The following is a 13,274-nucleotide window of genomic DNA, read 5'->3' on the forward strand; positions in this document are numbered from 1 at the left end:
ACGTCCTGCGGGCGACGTACCGTATGGGCGTGGGCTCAGGTACCGTGGAAGCCCTACGGACCGGTCTCTCCACGGAGAGCCCGTTCCAGATCATGAACGCGTGTCAAGACTCTGGGGCCATCGAGCCCCGTATCCGAGGGGGTCGAGCCATGGGGCGCGGCCGGGCAAAGGCCAAGCAGACGAAGGTCGCCCGCCAGCTGAAGTACAGCAGCGGCGGGACTGACCTCTCGCGTCTGGCCAATGAGCTGGGCGCTTCGACTTCGAATCAGCCGCCGAATGGCGAGCCTTTCGAGGACGACGACGAGGAAGACGACCCGTACGCCCAGTACGCGGATCTCTACAACGACGACGATGAGGACGAGGACGACCAGTCCGGTCCCACGTCGCATCGTCGCGGAGCTTGACGCTCTAGCTGCGCTTCACCCGGTCCGGGTGGGTCACCCCCGCCGGACCGGGTTTTGTGCTGCCGTCGGTCGCGAACCTCAGCTCGCGTACTCCGCGAACCTCAGCTCGCGTAGTCGCCGACCAGCTCGGCACCCGTGGCGTGGTCGCCGCGCTCGGTGATCTCGCCGGCGACCCATGCCTCGACCCCGCGGTCGGCCAGGGTGGTGAGTGCCACGTCCGCGGACTCCTGCGGGACGATGGCGATCATGCCGACGCCCATGTTGAGGGTCTTCTCCAGCTCCAGGCGCTCGACCCGGCCGGTCTTTCCGACGAGGTCGAAGATCGGATCCGGGGTCCAGGTGGAGCGGTCGACCGTCGCGTGCAGCTGGTCGGGGATCACGCGGGCCAGGTTGGCCGCGAGACCGCCGCCCGTGACATGGCTGAAGGCGTGGACCTCGGTCGTGCGGGTGAGGGCCAGACAGTCCAGCGAGTAGATCTTGGTGGGCTCCAGCAGCTCCTCGCCGAGGGTGCGGCCGAGGTCGTCGATGTGCGCGTCAAGAGCGAGACCGGCCTGGTTCAGCAGGACGTGCCGGACGAGCGAGTACCCGTTCGAGTGAAGACCGGAGGCCGCCATCGCGATCACCGCGTCACCCGTCCGGATACGATCCGGGCCGAGCAGGTGCTCCGCCTCCACCGCGCCCGTACCGGCGCCGGCGACGTCGAAGTCGTCCGGGCCCAGGAGACCCGGGTGCTCGGCCGTCTCGCCGCCTACCAGGGCGCATCCGGCCAGCACACAGCCCTCGGCGATGCCCTTGACGATGGCGGCGACGCGCTCGGGATGCACCTTGCCGACGCAGATGTAGTCGGTCATGAACAGCGGCTCGGCGCCGCACACCACGATGTCGTCCATGACCATCGCGACCAGGTCGTGGCCGATCGTGTCGTAGACGCCCAGCTGACGGGCGATGTCGACCTTCGTGCCGACGCCGTCCGTGGCGGAGGCGAGCAGCGGGCGCTCGAAGCGCTTGAGGGCGGAGGCGTCGAAGAGTCCGGCGAAACCGCCGAGGCCGCCGAGGACCTCGGGGCGCTGGGTCTTCTTCACCCACTCCTTCATCAGCTCGACGGCGCGGTCGCCCGCCTCGATGTCGACGCCCGCCGCTGCGTAGCTGGCACCAGTTGTCTCAGACATGACGGTGAGAACTTTCGTGTCGTTACTGCAGATAAGCAGGTGTTACGGGCTGGCCGGTCGGCTAGGGACGACGGATCGCGTCGGTCGCGGCCGTGGCGGCGGGTCCGGCGGCCAGCTCGGTCTCCAGGAGCTGCTTGCCGAGCAGCTCGGGGTCCGGCAGCTCCATCGGGTACTCGCCGTCGAAGCAGGCGCGGCAGAGGTTCGGCTTGGCGATGGTGGTCGCCTCGATCATGCCGTCGATGGAGATGTACGCCAGGGAGTCGGCGCCCAGGGACGTGCCGATCTCGTCGATCGTCATGCCGTTGGCGATGAGCTCGGCGCGGGTGGCGAAGTCGATGCCGAAGAAGCAGGGCCACTTCACGGGCGGAGAGGAGATCCGGATGTGGACCTCGGCGGCGCCCGCCTCGCGGAGCATCCGGACCAGCGCGCGCTGGGTGTTGCCGCGCACGATCGAGTCGTCGACGACGACCAGGCGCTTGCCCTTGATGACTTCCTTCAGCGGGTTCAGCTTCAAGCGGATACCGAGCTGGCGGATCGTCTGGGAGGGCTGGATGAACGTACGGCCGACATACGCGTTCTTCACCAGGCCGGCGCCGAACGGGATGCCGGAGGCCTCCGCGTAGCCGATGGCGGCCGGGGTGCCGGACTCCGGCGTCGCTATGACCAGGTCGGCGTCGGCCGGGGCTTCCTTGGCCAGCTTTCGCCCCATCTCCACCCGGGAGAGGTACACGTTCCGGCCGGCGATGTCCGTGTCCGGGCGGGCCAGGTACACGTACTCGAAGACACAGCCCTTGGGCTTCGCTTCCGCGAATCGGGAGCTGCGCAGACCGTTCTCGTCGATGGCGATGAACTCGCCCGGCTCGATCTCGCGGACGTAGGAGGCGCCGCAGATGTCGAGGGCGGCGGACTCGGAGGCCACGACCCAGCCACGCTCCAGACGGCCGAGGACCAGCGGGCGGATGCCCTGCGGGTCACGGGCCGCGTAGAGGGTGTGCTCGTTCATGAAGACGAGGCTGAAGGCGCCCTTGACCTGCGGGAGGACCGTGTGGGCGGCCTCCTCGACGGTCAGCGGCTTGTCGTCCTCGTCCGTCTGGGCGGCGAGGAGGGCGGTGAGGAGGTCGGTGTCGTTGGTGGCCGCGACGCGCGGCGTCCGGCCACCCTCCTTCTTGGGCAGGTCGGCGACCATCTCGGCGAGCTGCGCCGTGTTGACCAGGTTGCCGTTGTGGCCGAGCGCGATGGAACCGTGCGCGGTGGCGCGGAACGTCGGCTGGGCGTTCTCCCACACGGAGGCACCCGTGGTCGAGTAGCGGGCGTGACCGACCGCGATGTGACCCTGGAGCGAACCGAGAGAGGTCTCGTCGAAGACCTGGGAAACGAGGCCCATGTCCTTGAAGACGAGGATCTGGGAGCCGTTGCTGACCGCGATACCCGCGGATTCCTGGCCCCGATGCTGGAGGGCGTAGAGCCCGAAGTACGTGAGCTTGGCGACCTCTTCACCCGGGGCCCAGACTCCGAAGACGCCGCAAGCGTCCTGGGGGCCTTTCTCGCCGGGGAGAAGGTCGTGGTTGAGTCGTCCGTCACCACGTGGCACGCCACCGAGTGTAGGCGAGATCGCGCACCGGTCCGAATCCGGTGATGTCGCCCGCCCCGCTCCCCGACTGCGCCCGGCCGGACGTCACTTGTCGGCCACCGCACTGATTCCCAGGTCGTTTTCGCTGGTCAGCGTGATGGTGCGGTGATCGATCCGATACTCCAGCGTGCTCTTGAAGAGCTTGAGGAGGCTCTTCTCGGCGGCCATGAGTGAGTCGGAGCACATCCGGCGCGTGGTGCCCGGGTTGCCGAGGGTGATCCTGTCCTTGCTCACGGTCGCCTCGGCGGTGACGCGGTTGCAGCCGAGGCTGCCGGTGAGCTTGCCGCTCTTCTCGTCCAGGGTGAACCAGGCCTTGTCACCCACCTCCTCGGGGAGCGACTGGGCGACCTCGTGGTCCATGAGCGAGTTGATCTGCCACTTGGTGCCGTACAGCTCGGCGGGCTTCTCCTCGCTGAGCTTGACGGTGGCGCCCTTCTTCGAGGTGAGGGTGAGCTTGCCGTCGGCCCGCTCGGCCGTGAACTCGCCGTCGGTGAGCGTGCCGGCGAAGGCCTCCTCGAACTCCATCGGGGTACCGAGGCAGGCCATGTCGGTGGACTGGGCGGTGCCGAAGGCGATCGTGTCGCCCTTGACGGTGGCGGTCGTGCCGAAGCCGTTGCAGCCGTAGTTGCCGTTGACCTCGCCGTCGTCGGCGATCTGCAGATACGCGCTGTCGGGGGCCTTCTCGGTCTTCCCGTCGACGGTGAGGCTGTCGACGTTCCAGTGGACGCCGGTGACGGTCGTCTTCGTCGAACCGGAACCGACGGAACCGCTGCCGGAGTCGCTGCCCGACTCGGTGCCGCAGGCCGCGAGGAGCGGGAACGGGAGGAGGATCAGGGCGGTGAGGGCCAGTCGCTGCTTGTCCATGCCGGTGGGACGGGTGGGGTGGGTGGGCGGTTCCACCGGCCTTGCGGCTTACGCCATGAGGGGGAGCAGCTTGCTGAGATCGGCCCGTTCCCCGCTCGCGCTGACCTTGGCGTCGTCGAGGGCGGTGGCCCAGTCGAGGCGGCCGGTGGCGAGCCGGATCCAGGTCAGCGGATCGGTCTCGACGACGTTCGGCGGGGTGCCCCGGGTGTGCCTCGGCCCCGCGACGCACTGCACCACGGCGTACGGCGGGATCCGCACCTCGGTCGAACCGCCGGGGGCCTTGGCGGCGAGCGCGTCCGCGAGGAGGCGGGTGCAGGTGGCGAGGGCGTGCCGGTCGTACGGGAGGTCGAGGCCAGGGACGGCCGCGTTCAGGTCGTCGGTGTGGACGACGAGTTCGACGGTACGGGTGACCAGGTAGTCCTCCAGCGTCATGGCGCCGGTACGGGCGGCGAGGAGACGGTCGCCGGGTGCGCCGGCGAGGGCCTCGGTGAGGCGCCGCTCGGTGCGGGCGTAGAGGGCGTCGAGGTCGGGGTGGGCCGCGGCGAGGTCCCGGGTGCCCTCGGCGATGTCGCCGGCCCGGACGGCGGTGGCGAAGGGCCAGTCCAGCAGGGTCAGATCCGCCTTGGGCGGCTCGTCCCGGTCGAGATTACGGCTGACGGTCTCCACGGCCATGGTGAGGTGCGCGGCCAGGTCCCGCACGGCCCAGCCGCCGAGCCGCGTGGGCAGGGCGAGCTGCTCGGCGGTGAGGGCGCCCACCGCCTCCCGTACGGTCCCGAACTGGGCCAGCACGGCCTTGCGGGTCTTGGCGGGGTCGTAGGCGCGGGGGCGCTTCTTGGCCGGGGGCATGGGGTGAGCCTATGCGGAGGGGCACAGTCGAAGACCCCGCCCGAAGAAGCCGGGCGGGGCCTTCAGTGGTGCCACGGGTGCTACGCCAGCAGCGCCGGGATCGTGCCCTCGTGGGCGGTGCGCAGCTCCTCCAGGGTGAGCGCGAACTCGCCCTGGATGTCCACCGAGTCGCCGTCGACGACGCCGATGCGCGTGACCGGGAGGCCCCGGGCGCCGCACATGTCGTTGAAGCGGACCTCCTCGGAGCGGGGGATGGCCACGACCGCGCGGCCCGCCGACTCCGACAGCAGGAAGGTGAACGCGTCCAGGCCGTCGGGGACGATCAGGCGCGCGCCCTTGCCTCCGAGCAGCGCCGACTCCACGACCGCCTGGATCAGACCGCCGTCGGACAGGTCGTGCGCGGAGTCGATCATGCCGTCGCGGGAGGCGGAGATCAGGATCTCGGCCAGCAGGCGCTCGCGCTCCAGGTCGACCTTCGGGGGCAGCCCGCCGAGGTGGTCGTGGACGACCTGCGACCAGGCCGAGCCGCCGAACTCCTCCTGGGTGTCGCCGAGGAGGTAGAGCAGCTGGCCCTCCTCCTGGAAGGCGACCGGCGTGCGCCGGGCCACGTCGTCGATGACGCCCAGGACCGCGACGACCGGGGTCGGGTGGATGGCCGCCTCGCCCGTCTGGTTGTAGAGCGAGACGTTGCCGCCGGTCACCGGGGTGCCCAGCTGCAGGCAGGCGTCCGCCAGACCGCGTACCGCCTCCGCGAACTGCCACATGACAGCCGGGTCCTCGGGCGAGCCGAAGTTCAGGCAGTCGGAGACGGCGAGGGGCTTGGCGCCGGTGGTGGCGACGTTGCGGTACGCCTCCGCCAGGGCCAGCTGGGCGCCGTGGTACGGGTCCAGCTTCGCGTAGCGGCCGTTGCCGTCCGTCGCGATGGCGACGCCGAGGCCGCTCTCCTCGTCGATGCGGATCATGCCCGAGTCCTCGGGCTGGGCGAGGACCGTGTTGCCCTGCACGAAGTGGTCGTACTGGCTGGTGATCCAGGACTTGGAGGCCTGGTTCGGGGACGCGACCAGCTTCAGGACCTGCTCACGCAGCTCCTCGCTCGACGCGGGCCTCGGCAGCTTGTTCGCGTCGTCCGCCTGGAGGGCGTCCTGCCAGGACGGGCGGGCGTACGGGCGCTCGTAGACCGGGCCGTCGTGCGCGACCGTGCGCGGGTCGACGTCGACGATCTTGCCGCCGTGCCAGTAGATCTCCAGGCGGTCGCCGTCGGTCACCTCACCGATGACCGTGGCGATGACGTCCCACTTGTCGCAGATCGCGAGGAAGCGGTCGACCTTCTCCGGCTCGACGACGGCGCACATGCGCTCCTGCGACTCGCTCATGAGGATTTCCTCGGGCGAGAGGGTCGAGTCGCGGAGCGGGACGTCGTCCAGGGTCACGCGCATGCCGCCGGAGCCGTTGGACGCCAGCTCGCTCGTCGCGCAGGACAGGCCTGCCGCGCCGAGGTCCTGGATCCCGACGACCAGCTTCTCCTGGAACGCCTCCAGGGTGCACTCGATGAGGAGCTTCTCCTGGAAGGGGTCGCCGACCTGCACGGCCGGGCGCTTCGACGGCTTGGCGTCGTCGAAGGTCTCGGAGGCGAGGATCGACGCGCCGCCGATGCCGTCGCCGCCCGTGCGGGCCCCGTAGAGGATGACCTTGTTGCCCGCGCCGGACGCCTTCGCGAGGTGGATGTCCTCGTGCCGCATGACGCCGATGGCACCGGCGTTGACCAGCGGGTTGCCCTGGTAGCAGGCGTCGAAGACGACCTCGCCGCCGATGTTGGGCAGGCCCAGGCAGTTGCCGTAGCCGCCGATGCCCGCGACGACGCCCGGGAGGACGCGCTTGGTGTCGGGGTGGTCGGCGGCGCCGAAGCGCAGCGGGTCGACGACCGCGACCGGACGGGCGCCCATCGCGATGATGTCGCGCACGATGCCGCCGACGCCCGTGGCCGCGCCCTGGTAGGGCTCGACGTACGAGGGGTGGTTGTGCGACTCGACCTTGAAGGTCACCGCGTAGCCCTGGCCGACGTCCACGACGCCGGCGTTCTCCCCGATGCCGACGAGGAGGGCGTCCGACTGGGGCGCCTTCTCGCCGAACTGGCGGAGGTGCACCTTCGAGGACTTGTACGAACAGTGCTCGGACCACATGACCGAGTACATGGCCAGCTCGGCACCCGTGGGCCTGCGGCCGAGGATCTCGACGACCCTCTCGTACTCGTCCTTCTTCAGACCGAGTTCGGCCCAGGGCAGCTCGACGTCGGGGGTCGCGGCCGCGTTCTCGACCGTGTCCAGAGGCGTCCGGCTCATGCGTTGACCAGCTTCTTGAGGATCGAGGTGAAGAAGGGGAGGCCGTCGGTGCGGCCGGTGCCGATGAGCGGCTCCACGGCGTGCTCGGGGTGCGGCATGAGGCCTACGACGTTGCCCGCCTCGTTGGTGATGCCGGCGATGTCGTTGAGCGAGCCGTTGGGGTTGAAGTCGAGGTAACGGAACGCGACCCGCCCCTCGGCCTCCAGCTTGTCCAGCGTGTACTGGTCGGCCACGTACCGGCCGTCCATGTTCTTCAGCGGGATGTGGATCTCCTGGCCGGCGCTGTAGTCAGCGGTCCAGGCGGTGTCCGCGTTCTCCACCCGCAGCTTCTGGTCGCGGCAGATGAAGTGGAGGTGGTCGTTGCCGAGCATCCCGCCCGGGAGGAGGTGGGCCTCGGTGAGGATCTGGAAGCCGTTGCAGATGCCGAGGACCGGCAATCCCGACTTCGCCTGCGCGATCACGCTCTCCATCACCGGGGAGAAGCGCGCGATGGCACCGGCACGGAGATAGTCGCCGTAGGAGAAACCACCGCACAGCACCACGGCGTCGACCTGCTTGAGGTCCTTGTCCTTGTGCCAGAGCGCGACGGGTTCGGCACCGGCGAGCCTGATCGCCCGCTGTGTGTCCCGGTCGTCGAGGCTGCCCGGAAAAGTGACGACGCCAATACGAGCGGTCACTTTCCTGCCTCCACGACTTCCTCCACCTTGACGGTGAAGTCCTCGATCACGGTGTTGGCGAGGAAGGATTCCGCCAGTTCATGGATGCGGGCGAGCGCGGCGTCGTCCACCGGTCCGTCCACTTCCAGTTCGAATCGCTTTCCCTGACGTACGTCGGAGACGCCTTCGAAACCGAGGCGCGGCAGCGCGCGCTGCACCGCCTGGCCCTGGGGGTCGAGGATCTCCGGCTTGAGCATGACGTCGACTACGACGCGTGCCACTGGCACTCCCGGTGTGTGGTGCTGAGCAGGTTCCTTCAGACTACCCGTACAAAATTTCTACGCGAGTAGATTCGTAGGAAACTACGGGAGGCACGCGTGAGCGCCGTCACGATCAGGTATCGGCCGGGTGGCGCGGCGAAAATTTCTGGGAAAGATCCCCGACAGCTATTGCGCGCGAGACACGCGGACGGTTTAAGTCTGTCTTCACATTGCAATGCCAAGCACTGTACAAATGAATTGGCAATAGCCGATACTTTACCCAATAACAGGCGGACAGTCGGCATCTCCGGGACGTCTTGGCACGTCAACCGCAGCAGATGTCGCACGAAGGGACCGATATTCGTGGCGCAGCGTGTCGTAGTCACTCTCTTTGACGACATCGACGGCTCGGAAGCGGCGGAAACGATCGCCTTCGGACTCGACGGCAAGTCGTACGAGATCGACCTGAACCAAGCCAATGCCGAGAAACTGCGCGAGGCCCTGGAGCCCTACGTGGAGGCCGGCCGCAAGAGGTCGAAGTCGGGCAAGGCGTACAAGCAGACTCAGGTGGCCCCGGACCCCGCGGCCGTCCGCGCCTGGGCCCAGGCCAACAAGATGGACGTCCCCGCGCGCGGCCGGATCCCCAAGAAGGTCTACGAGGCGTTCGCCGAGGCGCAGTAGCAGGCGGTGGCATGCGGTGTCCTCAGGGTTCGTCAGCGAGCCCTGCGGGCACCCGACTTGGGCCCTCGCCCCGTCCCGGGAACAACCGACTTGCGTTGCACCCCACCTGGTCAGCTAGAGTCTGGAGCACGCCGAGGGGCAAGGACAGAAAAGTCCCGGCCCACGGAGTGTCACGCGGGTGTAGTTCAGTAGTAGAACATCCCCCTTCCAGGGGGAAGGCGCAGTGTGCAATTCCTGTCACCCGCTCTGCATCGCCGATCGAACCACTGTTGTGGATCAGGTAGGCTGATGCTCGCGCCGATCGGTGGGAGCCGGTCGGAAGCAATGCGGACGTAGCTCAGTTGGTAGAGCGCAACCTTGCCAAGGTTGAGGTCGCGAGTTCGAGCCTCGTCGTCCGCTCTTGAATGAAGGCCCCGGTCATCACGACCGGGGCCTTCGTCGTGCTCCGCACTTCCCCTGCGCTTCTCCGGGCGTTCTGACATTTGTCATGTGCAGTGATGACACCGCGCACTGCCGCGTGCGCCGAACCGCCGGGACGCTTGGGTCATGGAAACGAACGGGCGCGAAGGCGTGATTGAGGTCACCGACCTGCGGCGCGTGTACGGGGGCGGTTTCGAGGCCGTGCGGGGGATCACGTTCTCCGTCGGCCGGGGGGAGATCTTCGCGCTCCTGGGCACCAACGGCGCGGGCAAGACATCGACGGTCGAGCTGCTGGAGGGACTCGCGGCGCCGTCCGGCGGCCGGGTGCGGGTCCTCGGGCACGACCCCTACAGGGAACGGGCGGCCGTGCGGCCCCGGATCGGCGTGATGCTCCAGGAGGGTGGCTTCCCCTCCGAGCTGACCGTCGCCGAGACCGTACGGATGTGGGCGGGCTGCACCAGCGGGGCCCGGCCCACCGGGGAGGCCCTGGAAATCGTCGGGCTCGGGCGCCGGGCCGGCGTACGGATCAAGCAGTTGTCCGGGGGTGAGAAGCGGCGTCTGGACCTGGCGCTCGCGCTCCTCGGGCGGCCCGAGGCGCTGTTCCTCGACGAGCCGACGACCGGGCTCGACGCCGAGGGCCGCCGGGACACGTGGGAGCTGGTACGGGAGTTGCGCGACGGGGGTACGACCGTGCTGCTCACCACGCACTACCTGGAGGAGGCCGAGGGGCTCGCCGACCGGCTGGCCATCCTGCACGAGGGGCGCTTCGCGGCGACCGGCACACCGGCCGAGGTGACCGCGTCCCAGCCGTCCCGGATCTCCTTCGAACTGCCCGCCGGGTACTTCCTCGGCGACCTGCCGCCCCTCGCCGAGCTGGGCGTCATCGGACACGAGGAGAACGGCCGCGCGATCGTGCTGCGCACCGGCGAGCTCCAGCGGGCCGCCACCGCGCTGCTGCGGTGGGCCGAGGACGCCCACGTCGAGCTGGGCCGCCTGGAGGTGCGGTCCGCCTCGCTGGAGGAGGCGTTCCTGCGGATCGCGCGGGAGACGGCTGCCGAGTCCCGTACCGAGTCCCCTACCGAGTCGCACCAGAAGGAGTCGGCCGTATGAGTGCCGTCGTGAACACCGGTCGTACGACGGTCACGAGCCGGATGGCCGCCCTCGCCAGGGCCGAGCTGACCCTGCTGGGGCGCAGCCGGGCCACGCTGGTCACGGTGGTGCTCGTACCGCTGCTGCTGCCGCTCAGTGTGCGCTCGGCGACCGAGGAGATGGATCTGGAGAAGGCGGGGCTCAGCCTCGGCACCGTGCTGCTGCCCGCCGGCATCGGCTTCTCGCTGCTCTTCGCGATCTACAGCGCCCTCACCAACGTCTACGTCGTACGCCGTGAGGAACTCGTCCTCAAGCGGCTGCGCACCGGGGAGCTGCGCGACCCCGAGATCCTGGCCGGGGCCGCGCTGCCCGCCGTCGGCATCGGGCTCACACAGTGCGTGCTGCTGGCCATCGGCTCCACGGTCCTGCTCGACCTGGGGGCCCCGGCCGCGCCCCAACTCGCCGTACTGGGAGTGCTGTCGGGCGTCGTGATGTGCGCCGCTCTCGCGGCCGTCACGGCCTCCTTCAGCAAGACGGCGGAGAGCGCCCAAGTGACCGCCCTGCCGCTGATGTTCGTGTCGATGCTCGGCTCCGGGATCACCGTTCCGCTGGAGGTCCTGCCCGAACGGGTCGCCTCCGTCTGCGAGTTGCTGCCGCTCTCGCCCGTCATCACGCTGGTGCGCGGCGGCTGGACCGGTGACCTGTCCGTGTACGAGACCCTGGGCGCCGTCGCGACCGCGCTGGTCTGGACCGTGCTCGCGGTGTTTGCTGTACGGCGGTGGTTCCGCTGGGAACCGCGGCGCTGAGGGGAGTCGGGGAATGCGGGGGCCGGGGGCCTGGTGGCGGGGGAAGACCACTCCTGCCAAGGTCGAGACATACACGAGGTGGTCGTTCCACTTCTTCGCGGTGGCCGAGGTCGCCGCGGTCGGGCTGCAGGCCGCCAGCCAGGTGGGGCCCTGGGTGAGGATCTGGCTGCTGCTGATGGTGTGCGCGCACGCCGTGGTTCTCGCGGTGACCTCCTCTCGGGCGCTCGACTGGACGCGCGGCCGCCGGGAGAAACCCGTACGGCAGCTGTGGACGCTCGCCGTGGTCACCGTGCTGATCGCCGTCATCGCCATCGGGATCGCGGAGCACGGCCCGGCCGGCGACGATGTCGACACCATCGCGGGCGCGACCTTCGGGACCGTGCTGGTCTTCGGCGTCGGCACCCTCGCGCTCGGTGTCCGCGACCGGCGGCGGGTGTACGCGCTCGTCGCCGGCTTCACCGCGGGCGCCGGACTCGTGGGGTTCCCCCTGGGGGTCCCCGGGCCCGAGGCGCTGGCCACCTCGGTGTTCGTGGGGATCGGCGCAAGCATCCTCGCCTGGACGGCCGCCTTCTCCGTCTGGCTGCTCAACGCCGTCTACGAGCTCGACGAGGCCCGCGAGACCCGGGCCCGCCTCGCCGTCGCCGAGGAACGACTCCGCTTCGGCCGCGATCTGCACGACGTGATGGGCCGGAACCTCGCCGTGATCGCCCTGAAGAGCGAGCTGGCCATCCAGCTGGCCCGGCGCGAGCGACCCGAGGCCGTGGACCAGATGATCGAGGTCCAGCGGATCGCCCAGGAGTCGCAGCGAGAGGTGCGCGATGTCGTACGGGGGTACCGCGAGGCCGATCTGGGGGTCGAACTCGCCGGTGCGCAGGGCGTGTTGGCGGCGGCAGGCATCGACTGCTCGGTGGACGGGGCGGACGCCGCCGGGCTGCCGAGCGAGGTGCAGTCCGCGCTCGCCTGGGTGGTGCGGGAAGGAACGACGAACGTGCTGCGGCACGGGAACGCCGGGCAGTGCTCGGTGGTGCTGAAGGTGAGCGAGGGGCAGGTGGTACTGACCGTGGAGAACGACGGGATACGGGTGGCCGGGGGTGCCGGGGCTGTGGACAGCGCCGGAGGCGACGGTGTCGGGCAGGAGCCCGGCGGTGGTGGGTCCGGGCTCGCCGGACTGCGGGAGCGGCTCGCGGCGGTGGACGGGACGTTGGAGGCCGGGCCGGTGGCGGGCGACGCGTTCCGGGTGACGGCTCGGGTGCCGGTGGCCCGTACGGGGGCGATGTCCGGTGGGCGCGCGGCTGGGGTGTCCGGCGGGCGCGCGGGTGGGGCGTCCGGCGGGCGCGCCGGTTCGGTCGTCGGCGAGGGCGCGTCATGACGGCCGTACCCGGGGCGGCGGGGCCCGTGCGGCTGCTGCTCGCCGACGACGAGCATCTGATCCGGGGTGCGCTGGCCGCGCTGCTGGCCCTGGAGGACGACCTGGTCGTCGTCGCGGAGGCGGCGAGCGGGCCGGAGGCGCTGGCGATGGCGGTCGCGCACCGGCCGGACGTGGCCGTGCTGGATCTGGAGATGCCCGGCGCGGACGGTGTGAGGGTCGCCACATCGCTGCGGGCCGAACTTCCTGGCTGCCGGGTGCTGATCGTCACCGGTCACGGGCGGCCCGGGCATCTGAAGCGGGCGCTTGAGGCGGGTGTGCGAGGGTTCGTCCCCAAGACGGTCAGTGCGCAACGGCTCGCCGAGATCATTCGTACGGTGCACGCGGGAAGTCGTTATGTGGACCCGGAGTTGGCCGCCGACGCGATCTCCGCCGGGGACTCGCCGCTGACCGCGCGCGAGGCGGAGGTGCTCGAATTCGCCGCCGACGGGGCACCTGTGGCGGAGATCGCCGAGCGCGCCTCCCTGTCCCAGGGGACCGTGCGGAACTATCTGTCGTCGGCCGTCTCGAAGCTCGGGGTGGAGAATCGGCACGCGGCGGTGCGGCTCGCGCGGGAGCGAGGTTGGGTATAGTTGGCCTCGCGCCACGGCGCATGCGGACGTAGCTCAGTTGGTAGAGCGCAACCTTGCCAAGGTTGAGGTCGCGAGTTCGAGCCTCGTCGTCCGCTCCATTACGCGAAGGGCC

General features: G+C 69.8%; 13 protein-coding genes and 3 tRNA genes. 9 read left to right on the forward strand and 7 right to left on the reverse strand.

The features are described from left to right. Positions 1-149 precede the first annotated feature (149 nt). On the forward strand, positions 150-404 hold the full coding sequence (locus SGFS_RS28190; RefSeq protein ID WP_286254423.1) for a DUF3073 domain-containing protein: 255 nt from the start codon (positions 150-152) through the stop codon (positions 402-404). Positions 405-505: 101 nt separating this feature from the next. Here SGFS_RS28190 and purM read toward each other — a convergent pair whose 3' ends face one another. The 7 genes from purM to purS all read right to left on the reverse strand — a co-directional run bounded on the left by purM (position 506) and on the right by purS (position 8,189). Next, complete coding sequence (gene purM / locus SGFS_RS28195; RefSeq protein ID WP_286254425.1) at positions 506-1,573, reverse strand: phosphoribosylformylglycinamidine cyclo-ligase; 1,068 nt, start codon at positions 1,571-1,573, stop codon at positions 506-508. Positions 1,574-1,634: 61 nt separating this feature from the next. Next, positions 1,635-3,164 carry an amidophosphoribosyltransferase gene (purF, locus tag SGFS_RS28200; RefSeq protein WP_286254428.1) on the reverse strand — a complete coding sequence of 510 codons (1,530 nt, stop codon included), beginning with the start codon at positions 3,162-3,164 and terminating at the stop codon, positions 1,635-1,637. An 84-nt stretch (positions 3,165-3,248) separates the two neighbouring features. Beyond that, positions 3,249-4,067 carry an META domain-containing protein gene (locus SGFS_RS28205; RefSeq protein WP_286260098.1) on the reverse strand — a complete coding sequence of 273 codons (819 nt, stop codon included), beginning with the start codon at positions 4,065-4,067 and terminating at the stop codon, positions 3,249-3,251. A gap of 48 nt (positions 4,068-4,115) precedes the next feature. Continuing rightward, a complete protein-coding gene (locus SGFS_RS28210; protein ID WP_286254430.1) occupies positions 4,116-4,913 on the reverse strand; it encodes a maleylpyruvate isomerase family mycothiol-dependent enzyme in 798 nt (265 codons plus the stop codon). 80 nt (positions 4,914-4,993) lie between these two features. Further along, a complete protein-coding gene (gene purL / locus SGFS_RS28215) occupies positions 4,994-7,252 on the reverse strand; it encodes a phosphoribosylformylglycinamidine synthase subunit PurL (protein WP_286254432.1) in 2,259 nt (752 codons plus the stop codon). Next, entirely contained in the window at positions 7,249-7,929 is a 681-nt protein-coding gene (gene purQ, locus SGFS_RS28220) for a phosphoribosylformylglycinamidine synthase subunit PurQ (RefSeq protein WP_286254434.1), read from the reverse strand. The genes purL and purQ overlap by 4 nt, the downstream gene beginning before the upstream one ends. Beyond that, the gene (gene purS / locus SGFS_RS28225) at positions 7,926-8,189 is read right to left on the reverse strand and encodes a phosphoribosylformylglycinamidine synthase subunit PurS (protein WP_055514060.1); all 264 of its coding nucleotides are present in this window, start codon (positions 8,187-8,189) and stop codon (positions 7,926-7,928) included. The genes purQ and purS overlap by 4 nt, the downstream gene beginning before the upstream one ends. A 342-nt stretch (positions 8,190-8,531) precedes the next feature. On the opposite strand from purS, the gene SGFS_RS28230 reads away from it, so the two are divergent. From SGFS_RS28230 to SGFS_RS28265, 8 genes are all read left to right on the forward strand, one after another. Next, a complete protein-coding gene (locus SGFS_RS28230; protein WP_286254440.1) occupies positions 8,532-8,849 on the forward strand; it encodes a histone-like nucleoid-structuring protein Lsr2 in 318 nt (105 codons plus the stop codon). Between the two features lie 174 nt (positions 8,850-9,023). After that, positions 9,024-9,095: transfer RNA gene (locus SGFS_RS28235), tRNA-Gly, on the forward strand. An 80-nt stretch (positions 9,096-9,175) separates the two neighbouring features. After that, positions 9,176-9,248, forward strand: a tRNA-Gly gene (locus SGFS_RS28240). 147 nt (positions 9,249-9,395) lie between these two features. Next, positions 9,396-10,379 (forward strand): ABC transporter ATP-binding protein, encoded by a 984-nt coding sequence (locus SGFS_RS28245; protein ID WP_286254442.1) that lies wholly within the window; start codon positions 9,396-9,398, stop codon positions 10,377-10,379. Continuing rightward, positions 10,376-11,164 carry an ABC transporter permease gene (locus SGFS_RS28250; protein ID WP_286254443.1) on the forward strand — a complete coding sequence of 263 codons (789 nt, stop codon included), beginning with the start codon at positions 10,376-10,378 and terminating at the stop codon, positions 11,162-11,164. The genes SGFS_RS28245 and SGFS_RS28250 overlap by 4 nt, the downstream gene beginning before the upstream one ends. A 13-nt stretch (positions 11,165-11,177) precedes the next feature. Then, on the forward strand, positions 11,178-12,533 hold the full coding sequence (locus tag SGFS_RS28255) for a sensor histidine kinase (RefSeq protein WP_286254445.1): 1,356 nt from the start codon (positions 11,178-11,180) through the stop codon (positions 12,531-12,533). Next, the gene (locus tag SGFS_RS28260; RefSeq protein ID WP_286254447.1) at positions 12,530-13,162 is read left to right on the forward strand and encodes a response regulator transcription factor; all 633 of its coding nucleotides are present in this window, start codon (positions 12,530-12,532) and stop codon (positions 13,160-13,162) included. The genes SGFS_RS28255 and SGFS_RS28260 overlap by 4 nt, the downstream gene beginning before the upstream one ends. 22 nt (positions 13,163-13,184) lie before the next feature. Then, positions 13,185-13,260: transfer RNA gene (locus SGFS_RS28265), tRNA-Gly, on the forward strand. Positions 13,261-13,274 lie beyond the last annotated feature (14 nt).

Source organism: Streptomyces graminofaciens (genome assembly GCF_030294945.1).
Taxonomy (GTDB): domain Bacteria; phylum Actinomycetota; class Actinomycetes; order Streptomycetales; family Streptomycetaceae; genus Streptomyces; species Streptomyces graminofaciens.

Excerpts from the sequence above, each read along its gene's own strand:
- SGFS_RS28190 (WP_286254423.1), top strand. The coding sequence starts at position 150 with ATGGGGCGCGGCCGGGCAAAGGCCAAGCAGACGAAGGTCGCCCGCCAG.
- purM (WP_286254425.1), bottom strand. The coding sequence starts at position 1,573 with ATGTCTGAGACAACTGGTGCCAGCTACGCAGCGGCGGGCGTCGACATC.
- SGFS_RS28205 (WP_286260098.1), bottom strand. The coding sequence starts at position 4,067 with ATGGACAAGCAGCGACTGGCCCTCACCGCCCTGATCCTCCTCCCGTTC.
- SGFS_RS28210 (WP_286254430.1), bottom strand. The coding sequence starts at position 4,913 with ATGCCCCCGGCCAAGAAGCGCCCCCGCGCCTACGACCCCGCCAAGACC.
- purL (WP_286254432.1), bottom strand. The coding sequence starts at position 7,252 with ATGAGCCGGACGCCTCTGGACACGGTCGAGAACGCGGCCGCGACCCCC.
- SGFS_RS28245 (WP_286254442.1), top strand. The coding sequence starts at position 9,396 with ATGGAAACGAACGGGCGCGAAGGCGTGATTGAGGTCACCGACCTGCGG.
- SGFS_RS28250 (WP_286254443.1), top strand. The coding sequence starts at position 10,376 with ATGAGTGCCGTCGTGAACACCGGTCGTACGACGGTCACGAGCCGGATG.
- SGFS_RS28255 (WP_286254445.1), top strand. The coding sequence starts at position 11,178 with ATGCGGGGGCCGGGGGCCTGGTGGCGGGGGAAGACCACTCCTGCCAAG.
- SGFS_RS28260 (WP_286254447.1), top strand. The coding sequence starts at position 12,530 with ATGACGGCCGTACCCGGGGCGGCGGGGCCCGTGCGGCTGCTGCTCGCC.